Origin of the sequence: Corallococcus sp. NCSPR001, from assembly GCF_017309135.1 — a bacterium.
Taxonomy (GTDB): Bacteria; Myxococcota; Myxococcia; order Myxococcales; family Myxococcaceae; genus Corallococcus.
The window spans coordinates 6,018,687-6,036,064 of record NZ_JAFIMS010000002.1; the positions used below are offsets into that span (position 1 = coordinate 6,018,687).

Consider the following 17,378-nt stretch of genomic DNA (forward strand, 5'->3'; position numbering starts at 1 on the left):
CTTGCTGGCCCTGGTGCTGATGGCCACCGGATACGCCTCCGTGCCGCAAGCGCCTGGGCGTGGCCGAAGCTTGGGCTATACGCCGCGAGAGGACTCCTCGCCCGCGTGGGTGGAAGCTCCGAATGATGAGCCCCCGCGCGCCTGGGATTCTCGCCCTCACGCACTCTCCGGTTCCACGCAGCGGCTTCTTCGCCGCCAGCAGCCGCGTGACGAAGTGACCGTCGTGGGTGACGTCAGCCGGGAAGCAGCCGTTGGGGGCGGAGCCCAGAGCACTGCATCGACGCGACAGGCGGTCCTCGACGCCACAGGCGAGGTGAAGGGCTCCCTGCGCAGCGTCGAGGCCGCGTTCACCCAACTGGCGGCCCGTCCTCCAAACCTTTGGGGCTTCAGCCTTACCGGCGGCATTTTCACGCGCTACCTCGACCAGGGCTCCAAGCAGGTGATGTGGCTTCAGGGCGCGCTGGGGAGTGCCACCGCGCTGACGAAAGTGGCCTCGGAAGTCGGGGAGCCGGACATGGAACTGGGCCTGCTTCGCATGGTGGGGCCAAAGCTCCAGGCGGCTCAGTTCGGAACCCTCCTCTTGGCCACCTGGGTGGACTTCCTGCACCTCGCGGACGCAGTGCTGCTCAACTGCCCCATGTGCAGCGTCGAGAAGCTCTTCGTGGACCTTCAGCGCGTGCAAGCGCTGATGGAGCCCACGCTGGCGGACCTCTCCTCTCTGGACCCGGACCGGGTGGAGGCGGCAACCCTCGCGATTCCCGAGTTGATGAGGAAGCTGACGCGTGAATTCGACACGCTCCAACGGGAGACCCGCGAGACCATGAAGCTTGGCGGACAGGTCATCGCGGCGATGCAGGCGGTGGAGATGGTCACGATGATCTCCACGATGAAGATGGCCCTGCCACGCGTGCCGCCCTCGGCCCCTGCGACGCTCGGCGTGGGACTGGCAATGAGTTCAGGCGGCGTCATGGTGGGCTCGCGGCTGGTGGTCTCCGCCGAGTGGGTGGAGATGATGCGAAGACTCGTGCAGGCGGGGGTCATCTCCGCGCCTGCCGTCGGCGCGGCCGTCCTCATCCAGGGCAGTCAGGTCACGATGGCCCAGGCTCACCAGGACTTGCCCAAGGGCGTGCGCGAAGCGCTGGGGGACAGCCCCGAAGTGCGCGGCATGCAGGTGACGAGCAGGTCGGGGGCTGGCATGTCGGACGGCCCCAAGCACCATGTGCTGCCGCAGGAACACCGCGAATGGTTCGAGCAGCGCGGCTTCAAGGGCGACCTGGACATCGATCAGTTCTGCGTCCGCCTGGAGCAGGCCCACCATGAGGCCATTCATGGTGGGGGGGATTGGCGCCTGGGCCGCACATGGCCCGGTGAATGGAACCGAATGATCATGGGAGAGTTGCGCAGGGTCGAAGGCAGGATCGGACGAGCGTTGACGCGCAATGAGGTCTTGGACATCGTCGCGACGCGTATGAAGGCTTATGAAATCCCGCTGAAGTTCACCAAGGGAAGTAGCCGATGACCGACGGGCGTTCGTGGCAAGGGAACTGGAAGGCCCGTTTGTATGAGCGCGTCCGGGAACTCGGTTACGACTCGCTCACGGCTTTCGCAGAGGCGCGTCCCAGCGCGTCGCTGGTAGCGCTGGCCGAGGAACTCGGTCCAGATGACGTCGCTGGAGTGCAGGTGTTCAGTGGGCTTGTCGCCGAAGCGGAGCGCATCCACCGGGTCACGCGTTTGGTCCGTGGACAGTTTGTGCGTGAGATGAGCGAGCATCTACCTGGGGGCTGGCCCGCTACGATGGATGACGCAAACCGTTTCAAGGTCGCGCGCGCGCTCGCCGGTTGGGCCTCTTTCACTCCGGACACTCACCAAGAGCGCGTTGACCGGGCCGGCGATGCACTCCTCTCCAATCAGCCCCCCCCGGGCTGGCGCCCGCTTGGTCCTGACGACGAGTTGCTCCGCACGCTCTTGCCGGACGAAGAAGCCTGACCGGAAGTGGCGACCGGCCGATCCAACAAGTGCCGTTTACCCGGGATGTCGCCGATGCGTGGCGGGAGGAGCCGGTACAGCGGGAGCCCGGCCTAACCCTCCGCGAGCGCCCTGCGATGGATGGCCACCCAGAAGTCCGCCGCCTGGCGTGCGCCGTCCAGCAGGGGCTCGGGGCCGTGCGCACCGAGTGACTCGCAGAGCGCCTGGGCCCGCAAGCCGTGCTCCACGTCCACGTCCAGGTGCACGAGCAGGAAGCGCGCCCGCGTCCTGTCCAGGCCGAGCCGCCCCAACCCCTGGCGTGCATCGCCCCCGAGGTGCCGCGCCACGCCCTCCAGCACGTACAACGCCCCGAGGAACGAGAGCTGGCGCTCCGCCGGGATACCTTCCCAGAAGGCGTGGAACGCGGAGACCTCGCGGGGCGTGACGTCCGACGGCGTGCGCCCGAAGGCCGCGAGGTCCGCCTTCGCGAGCTGGTAGTGGGACTGCTCGTCCGCCGCGAGCTCCGCGAAGAAGGCCTTCAGCTCGGGGAGCGTGGCGCGCTCGGCCGCGAGCCGCAGCCGGTCTCCGCTGCGCAGCGTGTAGTGGTACATCATGTCCAGGAAGGCCACGTACCGCTCGGGCGTCACCGCCGGCAGCCAGCCCGCGACCTGCCGGGCCATGTCCACGGTGAGTGCCTCCAACTGCTCCCGCATCGACACCATCTCAGCCCCTCCGGGTTGAAATCAGTCCGCCCAGGGTGCGCCGCGCGTGCGCGAGGTGCGGCGCCGCGCGCTCCAGGCCCAGCTCGTCCACCGCCACGACCCCCGCGTCCAGGAAGCCGTCGCCGCCCAGGCCCCGCCCGCACGCCGTGGGCACCGCGCGCACGTCCACGGGGCGCAGAAGGCCCCCCGCGTCCCGCGCGAGCGCGAGCTTCAACACCGCGCCCGTCTGGCACGCCCGCGTGGGCATGATGCTCAGGAAGTTGCCGAGCGAGTACGCAATGAGCCCCACTCGCGGCGGCCCTCCCCGGCGTACCTGCGCGGGGCACGTGGGGTCCCCTCCGTCGATGGAGACCAACTCCACGGGCTGCAGCACGTGCGGCGAGGAGCCCAGGACGATGTCCGCCCCGCGCTCGATGAGGCGGTAGGCGTGCTCGCGCTGGAGGGACTCGGGCCAGGACTCGTACTCGAAGCCCCAGTGCGGCATGAGCACCACGAGGTCCGGCCCCACCGCGCGCGCCGCGTCGATGAGGGCGCCCAGCCGCTCCCAGTCGGGCGCATGCTTCGGGCTGCCCAGGCGCGTCACCGGAACGCCCTCGGGCGGCGCCCCCTTGAGGTGATTGATGTCATACGTCACCGCGGCGATGCCCAGGCGCACCCCGGCCACCTCCAGGCCCGCCACCGCGTCCTCAGCCCGGGGGCCTCCGACGCAGCGGTGCTCCGGGCGGGCCAGCACGCTCTGGCGCGTGCGCTCCAGCCCTTCCGCGCCCTGGTCCAGCGCGTGGTTGTTGCACAGCGAGAACACGCGGTGGCGCGCGGTACCCTCCCACGCGTCCAGGTAGCCCGGCGGCGCGTTGTAGTGGAGCGTCTCGTAGACGAACCGGGGCACGGGCCGCGCCGGGTCCACGGGCGTCTCCAGGTTGGCGAAGGCCACGTGCGCGTCCGCCATCAGCGCGCGCACGCCCGGGGAGAGCGCCTCGCGGAAGCCGCTGCGAATCCACATCACATCGCCCACGGCGCACAGGTCGAGCGCCGCGGGCGCGTCGGGCTTCCAGCTCCCGGAGGCGAGGTGCCGCTCGACGCGCGCGAAGTGCTCGGCGTCCTCCGTGTGGCGCGGCTCGGGGACGTGGAGCAGGCTCTTGGCGATGTAGCGCAGGTTGAGGTCCCAGCGAGACAGCGGCCAGCGGCCGTCCTCGTAGCGGATGTCCGCGTACAGCTGGCGCAGGGCGTTCATGGGCGCTTTCGTTCCAGGGTGACGAGCCGCACGTCCTCGTCCACGACGGTGGGCCCGGCGAGCAGCGCGCGTCCCATGACGTCGAGGTAGCTGTCGAAGACGGGGGCGCCGCGCGCGAGCAGCCCGGGGCGCAGGTGGGTGTGCAGCCTCGCGAGGTTGTAGCCGGGCACGCGCGGATAGAGGTGGTGGTCCAGGTGGTAGTTGAGCCCGTTCCAGAGAAAGGTGACGAGCCGCGTGCCGCGCACCGTCGTCGCGGTGTGGAAGCGGTCCCCGCGCCACGTGTTGGCGTGGTGGTCCGCGATGGACTTGAGGCCGTTGAGGGGGCTGGCGAAGAGCACCGGCAGCAGCCAGCACTCCACCGCGCCGGGGACGAGCCCGTGCCGCGACAGCAACCAGAAGAGCCCCGCGTAGAAGCCCGCGTAGCCGAGCAGCACCGCGCCATGGCGGAGCAATCGCTCGCGGCAGAAGTGCTGCAGCGGATAGAGGACGTTGAAGTAGATGAGGCTCAGCGGGAGGCCGAGCAGCACGGTGGCATAGAAGAGCGCGCACAGCCCGAACGAGCGGCGGCCCGCGTTGTAGGCGTCGGGGTCCTTGTCCGTGCGGTTCCAGCGGTGGTGCGCGAGGTGATCATGGCGCATGGGCTCGTAGGCGATGCCCACGAGCAGGCTGAGCGCGTTGCCGAAGAGGCGGTTCTGCCACGGCCTCGGGAAGAGGTTGTCGTGCCACGCGTCGTGGTCCAGTTGGATGAGCCCCATCACCGCCCCACCCGCCAGCATCCACAGCGGCAGCTTCACCCAGACGCTGTCCGCGCGGGCAATGGCCACGGCCGCCACGACCCAGACACCCAGGTGCAGCGCCGCCATGCCCATGGCGCGCAGGGGACGGATGCGGAGCAACTCCACCAGCTCGGCGCGGGAGGGGCCGGGCTCCGGGGGCGCGGCACCGGGCGAATCAGCGGGATGTAAGAGGGCTGGCTGCATGGCGCGTCAGAAGTAGCGAGGGACGCGCTGGCAATAGCGCGCGTAGGGCTCACCGAGGCGGTCCGCGAGGAACCGCTCCTCCTGGAGCACCAGTTGATGGAATAGCCCTCCGAGCGCCGCGCAGGCGCCCAGCGTCACCACGGACGGAGCCCAGAGCGAAGCCCCCACGAGGTACAGGTAGGAGAACACGTAGATGGGGTTGCGCGAGTAGCGGTGGAGTCCCCCCTCGTGCAGCTCGGGCCGGGCCTCCCCCGCGTCCACGCCGATGCGGAACGCCGGGCCCATTCCATACTGGGCCCACAGCATGCCCAGGAGCCCTACGACCCCGAGCACCCAACCCGCGAGTGGAGGAATGGGCAGCAGCGGCCGTCCCCAGGGCATGACGGACCACGCGGGCCAGAACGCGGCCGCGAGCACGGAGCCGGCCCAGAGCAGCGAGAACCCGCTGATGCGCCGCGTGACGCGCGTGTGCGTGGAGTCCGCCGCCGCGCTCCGGTAGGCCAGCGGGCTGCGCCCGAAGCGCAGGCGGTAGACGAGGCTGGAGCCCAGGTGCCCCGCGAGCACGTGCAGGGAGATGAAGCCCAGGTACACCCCGGGCGCCTCGCGCAGCCCCATCATGGCGCGAGCACCTCCGCCCGCAGGCCAAAGCCCGAGGACGCCCACCCGGCGACGCGCTCCGTGAAGTCACGCAACTCCTCGCGCGTCCAGAGGCCCTCGAAGGCCGCCGTGCTGATGTTGAGCGTGTCCGCGAACGACAGGCCCGTGGCGCCCCAGGTGGCCGTGTGGCTGCGCATGGAGCGGATGCGGAACGGCGCCTGCGTGAAGTGCGTGTCCATCCGTCCCAGGTAGGTGGCGACGAGCGTGTTCGTCCGGGGCTCGGCGATGAGCCCGGGACGCGCGTTCTTGCGCAGCACCCGCGCCGGTGCGAGCCGGGCCACCGCCATGCACTCCAGCGCCGTCGTCCAGTGCACGCCCTCATCGAGCACCCGCCGCACCTCGGCGCGGAGGAAGCGGGCCAGCTCGCGCGGGGCCGTAAGCCGGGCGCGGACGTCCTTCAGGGAGATCTCCACCGGCACCGCGGAGCAGCCATTGCCCAGCGTCCGCCCGAGCCCCAGCATCCGCCGCAGGTCCACCGGCATGCGCAGGCGGATGAGTCCGTCCGCCGCGGACTCTCGCAGCGCCACGCCCGCGAGCAGCGCGGAGAGGAAGACCTCCGACGCCTGGAGGTCCGTGTCGCCCTGGGGAAGCGTGAGCCGCGCCGTGGCGGAGAGCGCGTGTCCGGCGGTGTCTCCACTGCGGCGCAGCCCCATTCCCCGCTGCGCCAGAAGCCGCCGGCGCGGACGCATGAGCCCCAGCACCCGGCCAGGATGGCGCAGCGCCGCGAGCAGCACCTTGCCATCCGTGAGCGTCGAGGGCTCCAGCGGGTGCGACTGAGACCCGCGTCCCGCGCAGAGCAACCACAGCCGCTCCAGCAGGTGCGCCAGCGCCTTCGCGTCCCCGATGGCGTGGTGCAACTGGATGCCCAGCAGCCAGGGCCCCTGGGCCGCGTCCACCATGGGATGCAGGTGCAGCCGCAGCGGCACGTCGCGCGTGAGGTCCACCCGCGTGTTGATGATCCGCGCCACGGCGTCGGGCTCGGACAGGGGCTCCGCGCCTTCCACCAGGGCCGCGTCCACCTCCGCGTCCCCGCGCACCGCGGGCACCCATGCGCGGCGCGCGTCGTTCCAGGCCACGTTGAGGCGCTCGCTCTCCCGCACCAGCGCGCGCAGCCCCCGGCGCAGGAGCGCCACGTCGGGCCTGTCCTCCAGCCGCAGCAGCACCGTGGCCCAGATGGTGGCGACCTCGCCGTCCAGCCGCGCCATCACCGTGTCGACGAAGTTCGCGCGCATCGCTCCCTCCATCCCGCGAAGAGTTCTCGGGCCCGCGCGCCATCCAGCCGGGCACGGCTCACGGCCTCGCACGCGGCCCCCGGGTCCGCCACGGCTTGAAAGACGAGCTCATCCGGCTCGTGCTGGTGGAGGCGGATGCCCGTCGGAAGAAAGCCGGCCGCGAGGAGCACCGGCGTCCCCTCGGCCACCCCCTGGGGCTCGCCCATGGGCAGGTGGATGAGGTCCACGCGCGCCCGCTCCGACGTGAGCGTCGGGGTGCCCTCCGCGCTGAAGCCCACGAGGACCCGCCGCTCCAGACGCAGCGACGCGTTCCACTCGAGCGGACGCAGCACGGCGCCCTCCCCCCCTGCCCTGCGCTCCAGCGGCGTGAAGGCCACCGACTCCGCGAGCCCCACCCCGGCCAGGATGGACGCGAGCCACTCCCCCCAGGGGCCTTCGGGCAGATAGCGCCGGCGTGGCGGCGGGGGCGCGAGCACCGTCGTCATCGCCAGCGCCTGCATGGGCACGCCCGAGCCCTCCTCCACGCCCATCACCGTCTCGCCCCGCGTGTAGTTGACTACGAGGCCCATGGGCGTCGCCCGCATGAAGCGCGAGGCGTAGCGCTGCGCCATGACGTGCAGCGTGGAGGTGTTCTGGTGCAGGAAGCCCACCCAGCGCCCTAGCCGCTCCAGCAGCGAGCCCCACAGCGCCTCGTGCTCGGCGCGGCCCATGAGGGTGCGGCGGCTCGGCAGCGCCACGGAGAGCCCCGAGTCCAGCGAGTCCCGCCCCGGCGTGCTCCACAGGCCCGTGTGCCACAAGAGCGCCCCCCGCGCGTCGAACTCGCCGAGGCTCAGCAGCGCCCCGTCCCTCCAGAGCCGCCCGGCGCCGCCGGGCTCGTAGAGGAACGGGTAGGAATACGTCTGCGCGTAGCGCGCGTGAAGCAGCTCGCGGAAGGCCGGCTCATCGGGCTCGGCCAGCCAGCGCGTGTGTGCGCTGGGGTTGGCGGCGCGAAGGTCGTCCATCAGGGAAACAGCTCGGTCCCGGCCCATGGGCGCTAGCAATGCATCCTTGAGGCCAGCCGGGAAGGCCCCGCGCCCACCCGGACGCAGCCTCGCTCGCCCAGCGCCGCGTGCAGCGCCCGGCACACGGGTGTGAAGCCCCCTGCACAAATGAGCCAGGCGGCCGCCCGCGGGAACGAGGACTTCCTTCCCGACCTACGCGCTCGCGCCCAGGCCGACGAGCAGCTCGTCCAGTTGCTGGAACGTCTCGGCCAGCGCATCCGCCGCCCCGCCGGCAGCGTCGAGCGCTTCCTTCGAGGGGTAGAGCTCGCTCACGACCAGCAGCGTCTTGCCCTCTTTTTCCTCGAAGGTGACCGTGGTGACGGACGCATTGTCACCCCCTTCCTCATTGGTCCAGACGAGGCGCGAGTGCGGTGTCACTTCGGTGTACGTCCCGAAGAACGCCATCCCCTGGCCGAACACCAGACGGTACGTGCCCCCGGTACGCACATCCATCTCGCAGGAGACCAGGGTCATTCCCATCGACTTCGGCACCCACCATTTCTTGAACAGCTCGGGCTTTGTCCACGCTTCGAACACGATGCGTGCCGGAGCATCGAAGGTTCGCGTGACGACGGTCTCACGCTCGGACTTCAGTTCCACGGTCGTGCGGTTCTTCATGGGTGTGAGCTCACTCTCTTTTCTTGCGTCCATTGACCTGCTCCTGCCGCTTCAATTCCTCGACGACCTTGTCCAGTTCGTCGAAGCGTGCATCCCAGAGCTGGCGATAACTCGTGAGCCAGGCCATCTCCTCCTCCAGTCGGCGCGGGCCGATCCTGCAGGTCCGCACGCGTCCGACCTTCTCCGTGATCACGAGCCCGGCCCGCTCCAGGACACCGACGTGCTTCTTCATGCCCGTGAGGGTCATGTTGAACTTCGCGGCGAGGTCCGTGATCGAGGCCTCCGCACGCCCGAGCTGCTCCAGGACACCGCGTCGGGTGGCGTCGGAGAGCGCGGCGAACGAAGCATCGAGCCCGGCATCTACATACTGAACCATGTGGTTCAGTGTCTAGCACGCGGATGGATGGCGAGCACAAGAAAAATGGGGGGCGGTTGAAGGTGAGGGTTGGAGCGGAGGGGCTGAGGAGGGCCGAGGACAGGAGCCGCCTGAGCACCCCATGGGGCACACTGGAACGGATCATGCCCACTCGCGGATCCAACTGCTGGTGAAGGTGGCCGGAGGGCTTCCAGCGCGATGGTGAAGACCGGAAGGCTGCGGTCCCGCACTCGCTCTCGCGAGCGCGGAATGCCGCGAGGTGTCTTCTGTTCCCCTCGTTACTTCACTGCGCCCAGGATTAGTTAGGGAATAGGTCACGAACACGAGCGAACGGCTCGCCCTTTTCGGCAGCATGACGCACCTTCTGTTCTAATACGTGGTTCATCGGTATCTCGCGAGAGAGAGCGTCCCAGAGGTCGAGGCCATCCATGCAGATGACGCGCTTGCCGCGTCCGAAGGCGTGCAGCCCATCTTCAGTGAAGCCGCTATGACTGATGAACAGACCTCGGGTCCACGCGGCCTTCTGTTCCACCTTGCCGTGGAAGGCGTGCAACTCCGCGTTACCGATCGACGCCCCGTGCCACTTGGCTTCTAGGAGATAGACCTCACTCCCGAGCAGGAAGCTGCCATCGATCTGCTCGCCCTGAAGCCGGAAGGCATCACGCGCCGCAAGGCCGTAGGCGTCGAATAGGTCCTTGAGGAACCTCTCGAAGGCATAGCCTCTCGGATGTGGATTCAGGTTGGCGAGAGCCATCAAGGCCGCCCTAAGCTGCGCCGCCTTCTCTCGGTTGAAGGCGGGAGCCGCTGGGGCCTGCTCTCTTCTAGGCCCTCCCTGAAGACGATTGATGAGTTCGAGCAGACGCCCGTGCGCGTTAGCAACTATCTCTTCGCGGCACGCTTGTTGGCGGCGCGCCTCCCGATACTCCCAGAGCGCGTTGAGCGTCCGCACGGCTGTTGGAGCGTCCACTTTCCTGAGAAAGCAACGGAGCCGCTTGGCCTTAGAATTGCCGTCATCCTGATAAACCGGGTTATCTATGTCGATGTTCAGCTCGTCGGAGAAGAACCGAGACATCGTCCGATCAGAGAAATCCAGCACGTAGCCGGTGTTCATCTCGAAAATACTGTCGAGGAGAATGAAGTCAACTGGGCGGATGTTGGCCATGCCCCTGAGGATAACCCGACGGACTGCGGAACAGCTGGAGCACGCCCAGTGTTGAGGCGCTTGGGCCTAGTTTCGTAGGCGCGCGGTTCCATCATCAAGAGGCAGGCCTGGGTTATCGCTGGACTCGGCTGCCTCTAAGGGCAGAGGTCCCCTAGCCTCTGAACTCTGGAGGCAACAATTGAGGCCCACGGGAGCCTCCGGGGACCAAATCAGCCGGACTCGTGCGGACTCACCTGGACGCTAAGAGGGCCCGATTTTCAGAGGGGAAACCGAGGGGGGCGCCGTTTTCGGAGTGGGCCGGTTTATCCCCTACAGGGCTTCGGCTCCCGCCGCCTCCCCTCTTCAATGCCGGGAAAAGATCCGGTGGAGCCGGTACTTGCCCTTCAGCGTCTGCGTGTCGCCACAGACGGGGCACCGGAACTGGGCTGCGTGGGGACTGGGCTTCGGAACCGCGGCGGGATTCGCCAGGGCCACCCCCGGCAGGGCTCCTCGTGCCGTCGTGGCTTCCCTCCAGGCCAGATCGCTGACGATCTGATCCGCGATTCTCAGCGTCTTTCCCAACTGGACGGTGCCCATGGCCCCCGCCGTCTGAGCTTGAAAGAGAGCACGGCCCACCTCCGCGTTGCGCATCGCATCGCTCTCGGCGCCTGCGATCTGGGTCGCTGGACCGACGGCGAAGGTGGCGTTGCGGACCGCGCCCGGGCCTGCGCTGATGAGCGCGGTCAACCTCGCGGCAATGTCTCCCACTTCGCCGCCGCCGTTGTTCCGGTCCGACGCGATGGGCGCCAGGTTGGCGAGGCTCAAACCACTGTTACCACCGGGACCGGCCTGCTGCTGGAGCCGGTCGACTTCGGGATCACGCCGTGCCGCCCCGGCGATGTCCCAACACAGTCCACCCCCGGTGGGCTCCTCCCCCGCGTGGTAGGCGATATCGAAGGTTCCACTGCGCCCCCCGACAATCACGACATCGCGTCCCAGCTGCCGCATCCGCGCCTTGAGGGCGGCCCAGAAGTAGGCGCGCTGACGATCGGTGCGAGCATGATTCGCGTAGAGGTCGATGTGGTTGGCGCCACCGCCCCCTGGAGGGCGCCCGAAGGTCACCAGCCTTCGCGCGCCACGAGCTCCGTCGACCGCGTTGAGCCGGGCCGCGGTGGTGTTGTGCTGGTGGTTGTAATCCTCGACGCGATTGGCCAGCAGGATGTAGCCGGCGTGGGTGCTCAGGCAGCCAGGATTCTGGGTCAAGGTCTGGATCGCGCCATCAATGGCAACCCGCTCCGCGTTCCCCAGGTTCAGCGTCAGGCTCTGGCTGAACAACTCACAGGCGACGTCCGCGTCGGAGCGCTGCTCATCCAACGCCTGCTCCCGCGCGGCCTCGAAGACCCGGCGTGACGTGCTCAGACAGCTTTCGACATTCGTCCCCACGGGCAGGGACGCGCGCGTGATGTGGACGGGATGCCAGTGCGTCGGCTTGGATCCTCTTGCCCAGTCCGGAGGATGCTGGGGCGGCGTGGGTCCGGTGACCAGGATGGTCCGCCCGCCCAGGCCCTCGTCGACCAGCTGTTCGATCATGGCGGAGCAGACCCGCAGATGCTTCTCGGTCGGCCCGATGCGGATCGCCACCGCGAGGTCGGGGCAGAGCCTCATGGCGACGATGAGCCAACACAGGTCGCCGGTCATGTCGCTGTTGATCGCGATCGCGCTCGACGTGCTGAGTGGCATGGCGCCCAACCGCGCCGTGGGCGTCGCGGTGGGCAGTGCATGGGCCGCGCTCTCCGCCCGGCGGACGCTCTCCGCCAGCTCCGCGAAGACACGGCCGGAAGCAGCCACGTCCCGGGTCAACCAGACGCCCAGCGTGTTGTAGCGCGCCCTGGGGTTGACGCCGGGAGGCAGCGCGGGAGCCCCCGGGGCGGAGTCACGCGGATCAATGGCGATGGCCCAGTCCTTCGCGGTGAGCCGGGTGGGCGCGGGCCCCCCCGGCGCGCCTCCCGTGCGGATGCCACCGACCGCCGCGATGTGATTGTTGGCCGCGACGGTCCCCCCACCATTGGTCCAGGTGTATTCGATGGGGTTGGTTCCAGGGACGGGCGTGAACGGCATCGAACCTCCAACGCGTAGGGAGCGACGGATGCGGCGCCGGAGTATAGGCGGGAATGGACAGTTCAGCCGCGACGTAGCAGGTCGGCTCGCATCGCCTCCACCGCGTCCTTGGCTTCCTTCAGGCCCACGCCATGCTGATCGCGGTAGAGCTTGATGGCCTGGATGAGGTTGTTGCTTCGAACGGCGCGCTCGATGGCGTCGTTCGCTTCCGGGCCGGACAACTCACGGGGTTCCAGAGACTCCATGAGCGCCCGGCCATCGCGCATCGCCTCCACCGCGTCCTTGGCCTCCTTCAGGCCCACGCCGTGCTGGTCGCGGTAGAGCTTGATGGCGTTGATCATCTGCCCGGACTCGATCAACTCCGCGAGGTTCCGCCTGCCCTCCGCTGGAGACCGGTAGGGAGGCGGCTCCGAGGGCTGCTCACGGTTGGACGAGCGCAGCCAGAGTCCGATGAGGGCCCCCATGAACACGGCGACCCCCAGCAACACCAGAAATAACGAGGACATCTCCCGAGCATACAGCTCTCAGGGGACGCAGGGTGTGTACAGCTCCGCCGTACCGGCACTGGGGGACCCACCCGAGAGGAGCACATTCCCGGTATGCAGCAAGGTCGCCGAGTGGTACGCGCGCGGAGAAGACATGGACGCGGTCTGGCTCCAACCGACACAGGACTGCTCGTCCGGACACCCCTGGGCAGTGATCCGGTCCGAGGCTTCCGAAAGAAGCACGGGATCGGCGGGTTCAATAGAGCAGCCCCCCAGCAGCGACACCACGAGCGACAGCACCAGATGAATGGATGCTTTGTTCAAGGCTCAGCCTCCCGCGTAGGCCTTCCGATTTTCGGTGAGGAGACTGACGGCCATCCCAACGCTCCACCATCACCCTGGAAATGGAAGAGGAGTGACATCGCGCACATGAAATGTGGACGTGTGACCTGTGGATTGGACCCACGAGCAATGACAGTCATTGACCTCACCCTGAAGGACAGCCGGGGCGCGCTCCGGGACATGCGCTCGTGTGGGACGCGCAATCTGGCTGTGACCTCAATCGCACCAGGACGTGCCATGACCTTCCGGAATCCCAAGCGCATCCGCTGCGCTATGATGGCGCGCTCCTCCTTTCAGACGGGGCGTGGTGAATCCATCCATTCCGTGGCAGCGCTTCTGGATCGCTCGCGGCGAAACCCCACCGCTTTCCGATGAGGGCTACCTGCTCGACAGGGGGGGCACGTCCTCGAAGCTCGTCTCCTTGCCTGCGCTGCTCTCCACGCACTGCGTGGCACTGCTCGGAGAGCCGGGCATGGGCAAGACCACCACGCTCCAACAGGAGCGGCAGGCCATCCGGGAACACTGCGCTCGCGTGGGCGCGCACCTTCTCTGGCATGACCTGGCCGCGTTCGGAGATGAGGGGCGGCTGGCGCGAGCCCTCTTCGAAGGAGAAGCCATCACGAAGTGGAAGACCGGGGAGGGTCCGCTCTACATCGTCCTGGACAGCTTCGATGAGTGCCACCTGCGCATCGAGACGCTGAGCAAGGTGATCCTGCACGAGCTTCGTCACCTTCCCATCGACCGGCTGTTTCTCTTCATCGCCTGCCGTCCCGCCCACTGGCCGCGCAGCTTTGAAAAGAGCTTGAGCGAGCTGTGGAAGGACGGAGGCTTCGCCGCGGTCGAGCTCGCGCCCCTTCGCAAACAGGATGTCGAGCAACTGGCCCAGGCACGGCAAGTGGATGCGGCGAAGTTCCTCCTGGAAGTGGCCCGGCGAGACGCCACGGCGCTCGCCCTCCGCCCGGTGACCCTCCAATTCCTGCTGCGCGCGTTCAAGCAGGGACGGTTCCCGGCGGATCGGTGGACCCTCTATCTGGAGGGCTGCGGCCTGCTGGCACAGGAGAACGATGAATCCCGCGCTGAATCCGGACAGCGGGGCCGCCTGGGTCCAGAGGCCCGGCTGGCCGTTGCCTCGCGACTCGCGGCGCTGACGCTGCTGTCCAACAGGGATGTCATCTGGCTTGGCCCGCCGGATCCCGATGCGGACGTCCCCCACGGCGTGCGGCTTGAAGATGTGACGGGCGGCGAAGAGGAGGATGGCAATGGCCTGCGCGTGGCCATCACGGAAGAGCCCCTCCAGGAGACGCTGCGCACCGGATTGTTCGGCAGCAAGGGGCCCCGGCTCGCGGGCTGGGCCCACCGGACCTATGCGGAGTTCCTGGCGGCCCTCTTCCTGAAGCGGCGCAAGGTCCCGCGCGAACAGCTCGCGAGCCTCTTCCGGCATCCAGAGGACGCGGCCCAGCTCATCGTGCCCCAGCTTCAGGAGGTGGCCGCATGGCTCGCTTCCCAGGACGAGGGCTTCCGCGAGTTCCTCCTGGAGACGGATCCCTGGGTCCTCCTGCGGAGTGACGCCCTCACGGCGAGTCCCCTCCTCCGGGAGAGGCTCGTGGACGCCCTCATGGGCACGCTCGAAAAGGGCACGTCCCTGGGGAGCGAGCTGGCCCCCCACCCATCCCTTCACAGGCTCGCGCATCCAGGGCTCGGGGCACAGCTCCGCCGCTATCTCCATTCGACTCCCGACCAGGCTCGTGTCCTTGCACTCGCGCTGGACATCGTAGGTGCCTGCGCAGAGCGCTCGCTGGCCTCCGAATGCGCGGACATCGCGTTGGATGCCAGCTTCGAGGTGAACGAACGGCACCGTGCCATCCAGGTCCTGGGCTTGCTCGGAGACAAGGAGGCCTGGTCCCGGCTCCGCCCCCTGGCGTTCTCGGAGGTGGATGACGAGTCCAAGGGGATCCTGCGGGAGGAAACCCTCACCCTGCTCTGGCCCCACGAGATTTCCACCGGGCAGGTCATCGACATGGTTCGGACCCGTCCCTGGTACTCATACCTGGGCATGCGGTTCCGGGCGGCTTGGGAAGAACACCTTCCCCTCGCGGACCTGACGCTGGCCCTGAGCAAGATCGCGCAACCTGCCATGAAAGGAGAGGAAGGACTTCACAGTTCGGCGTTCAAGGAACTCAGCACGACCGTGCTCCAGAAGGCGTGGGAGCACCTGGACATGGCTGGGGTCTTCGAGCCGTTTTGTTCCGCCGTCTGGGCCCAGCTGAAAATGGGATGGGATGTTCTTCCCCATGCCAGGGAGGATCTCAGCCCCCTTGCGGGTTGGAACCTCCGCGGCGAAGAGGAGCGTTGGCGGCTCATCCAAGGACTTGCCTCGATGCGAACCGCCTCCAGGGATCTCTGGTCGCTGGCGCAGGTTCGTCCCCCACTCTTCTTCGACCGAGACTTTCATCCGCTGTTGCAGCGTGCCCTGAAGTCCTCGTCGCCAGAGGAGCAGTCGTCCTGGGCCGAGCTGGCGGCTGAGGTCTTTTCGAGAGCAGACCCTACCCACGAAGCCGCGCTCAATGAGGCCACGCAACAGCATCCGCTGTTGGTCCATGCATTCGCGAGGGTCCAGGACCGGGAGGCGAAGACACCCTCCAAGGTGGAGCAACGTCCACGGCAGTGCGAGCAACTGCTGGTTCGCATGGAAGGTGGCGATGCTCGATGCTGGCCGGAGCTCGTCCAGCTCCTGTCCAGCTTCCACGAGGAGAAGTTCGACCTCTTCGCTTCAGGTCAGTACTGGACCACCCTTCCAGAGGAACTTCAGCAGCGCATCACCGTCGCGGGAGCCGGCTACGTCAACCTCCCTGTCCCAACCGAAGAGCCCTGGCTCGACAAAGGCGGACAGATTCCATGGGAGGCCTGGAGCGGGTACGCAGCCCTCATGCTCCTGGCTCGGCGCGCGTCGGATGAACTGGAAGACCTGCCCCCGGCCGTCTGGAGGAACTGGGCCTCCTTGATCCTCACCGCGCCTCGCTGGAATTCGGACAAGAACGACGAGCATCGCAAGCGCATCGTGGGCCTGGCCGCGCGGCATGCCCCCGCCACCGTGGAGGCTTGTTTCCGGCGCAAACTGGCGGTCGAGGAATCCGAATCGCGAGGCTATCCCTTTCTCGACGGCTTGACGATGTCTTGGAATGGCGTCCTGACTTCCGTGGCGTTGGAGTCCTTCCGCCGTCCGTCCCTTCCAGAGCCGCTCCGCCAGCACCTGTTCTGGATATTGCTGGAGCATGCCCCGTTCCAGGTTCTACCCTTCGCGAAGCAGCGCCTCACCGCGAAAAAGGGCGTGTCCCGAGCCATCAAGATCGAGCTCGCCAAGACCCTTCTCTGGCGGGCTCCGACGTTGACGTGGGAATGGGTCTGGCCCCTTCTTCAGCGGGATGTGGACTTTGGCCGAGCCGTGATGGAAGCCCTCGTGGCGCGAGGAGTGGGATTCGCCATACACATCGGCATCTACTCTCCAGCCCAGCTCGCGGACTTCTATCTTTGGATCGAGCGGCACGGCGGACCTCGCGTCCCCCGGAGTGAGAACCGATTTGGGACGGTGATGAACTCCCGCCAGGATCTGCATTCGATCCAGTCCAACATCTGCGGCTTCTTGTTGAGACAGTCCTCGCGGGACGCATGCCTGGCCCTCGAGCGGCTGAACCACGAGCTTCCCGGCCAGAAGTCGCTGCGCATGGCGCTCATCCATGTACAGAACAACTTCCGGACGGAAAACTGGCACCCTCCGGGTCCCCGCCAGTTGCTGACACTGCTTGTCTCGCCCCAGGCACGCATCGTCCAGAGCGCGGCCCAGTTGCTTGATGTCATTGTGGAGTCACTCGGCCGGCTTCAGGCGGAACTCCATGGCGAGACACCCGCGCTCGAATTCCTCTGGAACGAATGGAAGGAAGAAGGTGGGCCGGTCCGGTTCAAGCCGAAGAAGGAGAACCTCCTCTCTGACTGGATCAAACGTCACCTCGCACAGGAGCTCGCGGGACGACGCATCGTCGTGAACCGCGAGGTGGAGATCCGTCCCACGGAGCCCCTGCGCCCCGGACAGCGCACGGACCTGCTCGTCCAGGCATTTGCATCCGAGCGGGAAGCCCCCATCAGCGTCATCATCGAGGTCAAGGGCTGCTGGAACACCGGCCTATGGACGGCCATGCGCGAGCAACTGGTGGATCGCTACCTCGCGGAGAACGCCTGTCAGCACGGCATCTACCTGGTCGGCTGGTATGCCTGCGCTCATTGGGATGAGACGCGTGCACACCCCACCGAGGGACGTGCCATCCCCCAGGACCGCGCGCGGCAATGGCTCCAGGAACAGGCGACGGAACTCTCCCGGGGGAACGTCCAGGTTCGCTCCTTCGTCCTGGACGCCGCATTCCGGGCGGAGCGGGAAGCGCCCCCTCCGCGCAAACGCCGGTGAAGCGCGCCGGGCATC

At 67.8% G+C, this 17,378-nt stretch carries 14 protein-coding genes; 3 read left to right on the forward strand and 11 right to left on the reverse strand.

Going from position 1 to position 17,378, the window contains the following annotated elements; all coding sequences use genetic code 11:
- Positions 1-223 precede the first annotated feature (223 nt).
- Both JYJ93_RS25995 and JYJ93_RS26000 read left to right on the forward strand, forming a co-directional pair.
- Positions 224-1,519, forward strand: coding sequence for a DUF2380 domain-containing protein (locus JYJ93_RS25995; RefSeq protein ID WP_330166736.1), 1,296 nt, complete (start codon positions 224-226; stop codon positions 1,517-1,519).
- A complete protein-coding gene (locus tag JYJ93_RS26000) occupies positions 1,516-1,986 on the forward strand; it encodes an NUDIX hydrolase (protein WP_206795947.1) in 471 nt (156 codons plus the stop codon). The genes JYJ93_RS25995 and JYJ93_RS26000 overlap by 4 nt, the downstream gene beginning before the upstream one ends.
- 92 nt (positions 1,987-2,078) lie before the next feature.
- On the opposite strand, the gene JYJ93_RS26005 is transcribed toward JYJ93_RS26000, so the two are convergent.
- The 11 genes from JYJ93_RS26005 to JYJ93_RS26055 form a co-directional block, all read right to left on the reverse strand.
- On the reverse strand, positions 2,079-2,687 hold the full coding sequence (locus tag JYJ93_RS26005) for an iron-containing redox enzyme family protein (RefSeq protein WP_206795949.1): 609 nt from the start codon (positions 2,685-2,687) through the stop codon (positions 2,079-2,081).
- 1 nt (position 2,688) lies between these two features.
- Positions 2,689-3,918 (reverse strand): CapA family protein, encoded by a 1,230-nt coding sequence (locus JYJ93_RS26010; RefSeq protein WP_206795951.1) that lies wholly within the window; start codon positions 3,916-3,918, stop codon positions 2,689-2,691.
- Complete coding sequence (locus JYJ93_RS26015; protein ID WP_206795953.1) at positions 3,915-4,898, reverse strand: fatty acid desaturase; 984 nt, start codon at positions 4,896-4,898, stop codon at positions 3,915-3,917. Before JYJ93_RS26015 ends, JYJ93_RS26010 begins: the two co-directional genes overlap by 4 nt.
- A 6-nt stretch (positions 4,899-4,904) precedes the next feature.
- Entirely contained in the window at positions 4,905-5,516 is a 612-nt protein-coding gene (locus tag JYJ93_RS26020) for an isoprenylcysteine carboxylmethyltransferase family protein (protein WP_206795955.1), read from the reverse strand.
- Entirely contained in the window at positions 5,513-6,787 is a 1,275-nt protein-coding gene (locus JYJ93_RS26025; RefSeq protein WP_206795957.1) for a hypothetical protein, read from the reverse strand. The genes JYJ93_RS26020 and JYJ93_RS26025 overlap by 4 nt, the downstream gene beginning before the upstream one ends.
- On the reverse strand, positions 6,760-7,815 hold the full coding sequence (locus tag JYJ93_RS26030; protein WP_206795959.1) for a hypothetical protein: 1,056 nt from the start codon (positions 7,813-7,815) through the stop codon (positions 6,760-6,762). The genes JYJ93_RS26025 and JYJ93_RS26030 overlap by 28 nt, the downstream gene beginning before the upstream one ends.
- Before the next feature lie 165 nt (positions 7,816-7,980).
- Positions 7,981-8,445 (reverse strand): SRPBCC domain-containing protein, encoded by a 465-nt coding sequence (locus tag JYJ93_RS26035; RefSeq protein ID WP_206795968.1) that lies wholly within the window; start codon positions 8,443-8,445, stop codon positions 7,981-7,983.
- Between the two features lie 10 nt (positions 8,446-8,455).
- Positions 8,456-8,821, reverse strand: a complete 366-nt coding sequence (locus JYJ93_RS26040; RefSeq protein WP_206795970.1) for a metalloregulator ArsR/SmtB family transcription factor — start codon at positions 8,819-8,821, stop codon at positions 8,456-8,458.
- A 298-nt stretch (positions 8,822-9,119) separates the two neighbouring features.
- Positions 9,120-9,983 (reverse strand): restriction endonuclease, encoded by an 864-nt coding sequence (locus tag JYJ93_RS26045; RefSeq protein WP_206795987.1) that lies wholly within the window; start codon positions 9,981-9,983, stop codon positions 9,120-9,122.
- 342 nt (positions 9,984-10,325) lie between these two features.
- Entirely contained in the window at positions 10,326-12,080 is a 1,755-nt protein-coding gene (locus tag JYJ93_RS26050) for a hypothetical protein (protein WP_206795989.1), read from the reverse strand.
- A 62-nt stretch (positions 12,081-12,142) separates the two neighbouring features.
- Positions 12,143-12,586, reverse strand: a complete 444-nt coding sequence (locus tag JYJ93_RS26055; RefSeq protein WP_206795990.1) for a hypothetical protein — start codon at positions 12,584-12,586, stop codon at positions 12,143-12,145.
- Positions 12,587-13,214: 628 nt separating this feature from the next.
- Between JYJ93_RS26055 and JYJ93_RS26060 the strand changes: the two genes are divergently transcribed.
- Positions 13,215-17,363, forward strand: coding sequence for an NACHT domain-containing protein (locus JYJ93_RS26060; protein ID WP_206795998.1), 4,149 nt, complete (start codon positions 13,215-13,217; stop codon positions 17,361-17,363).
- The last annotated feature ends 15 nt before the right edge of the window (positions 17,364-17,378 follow it).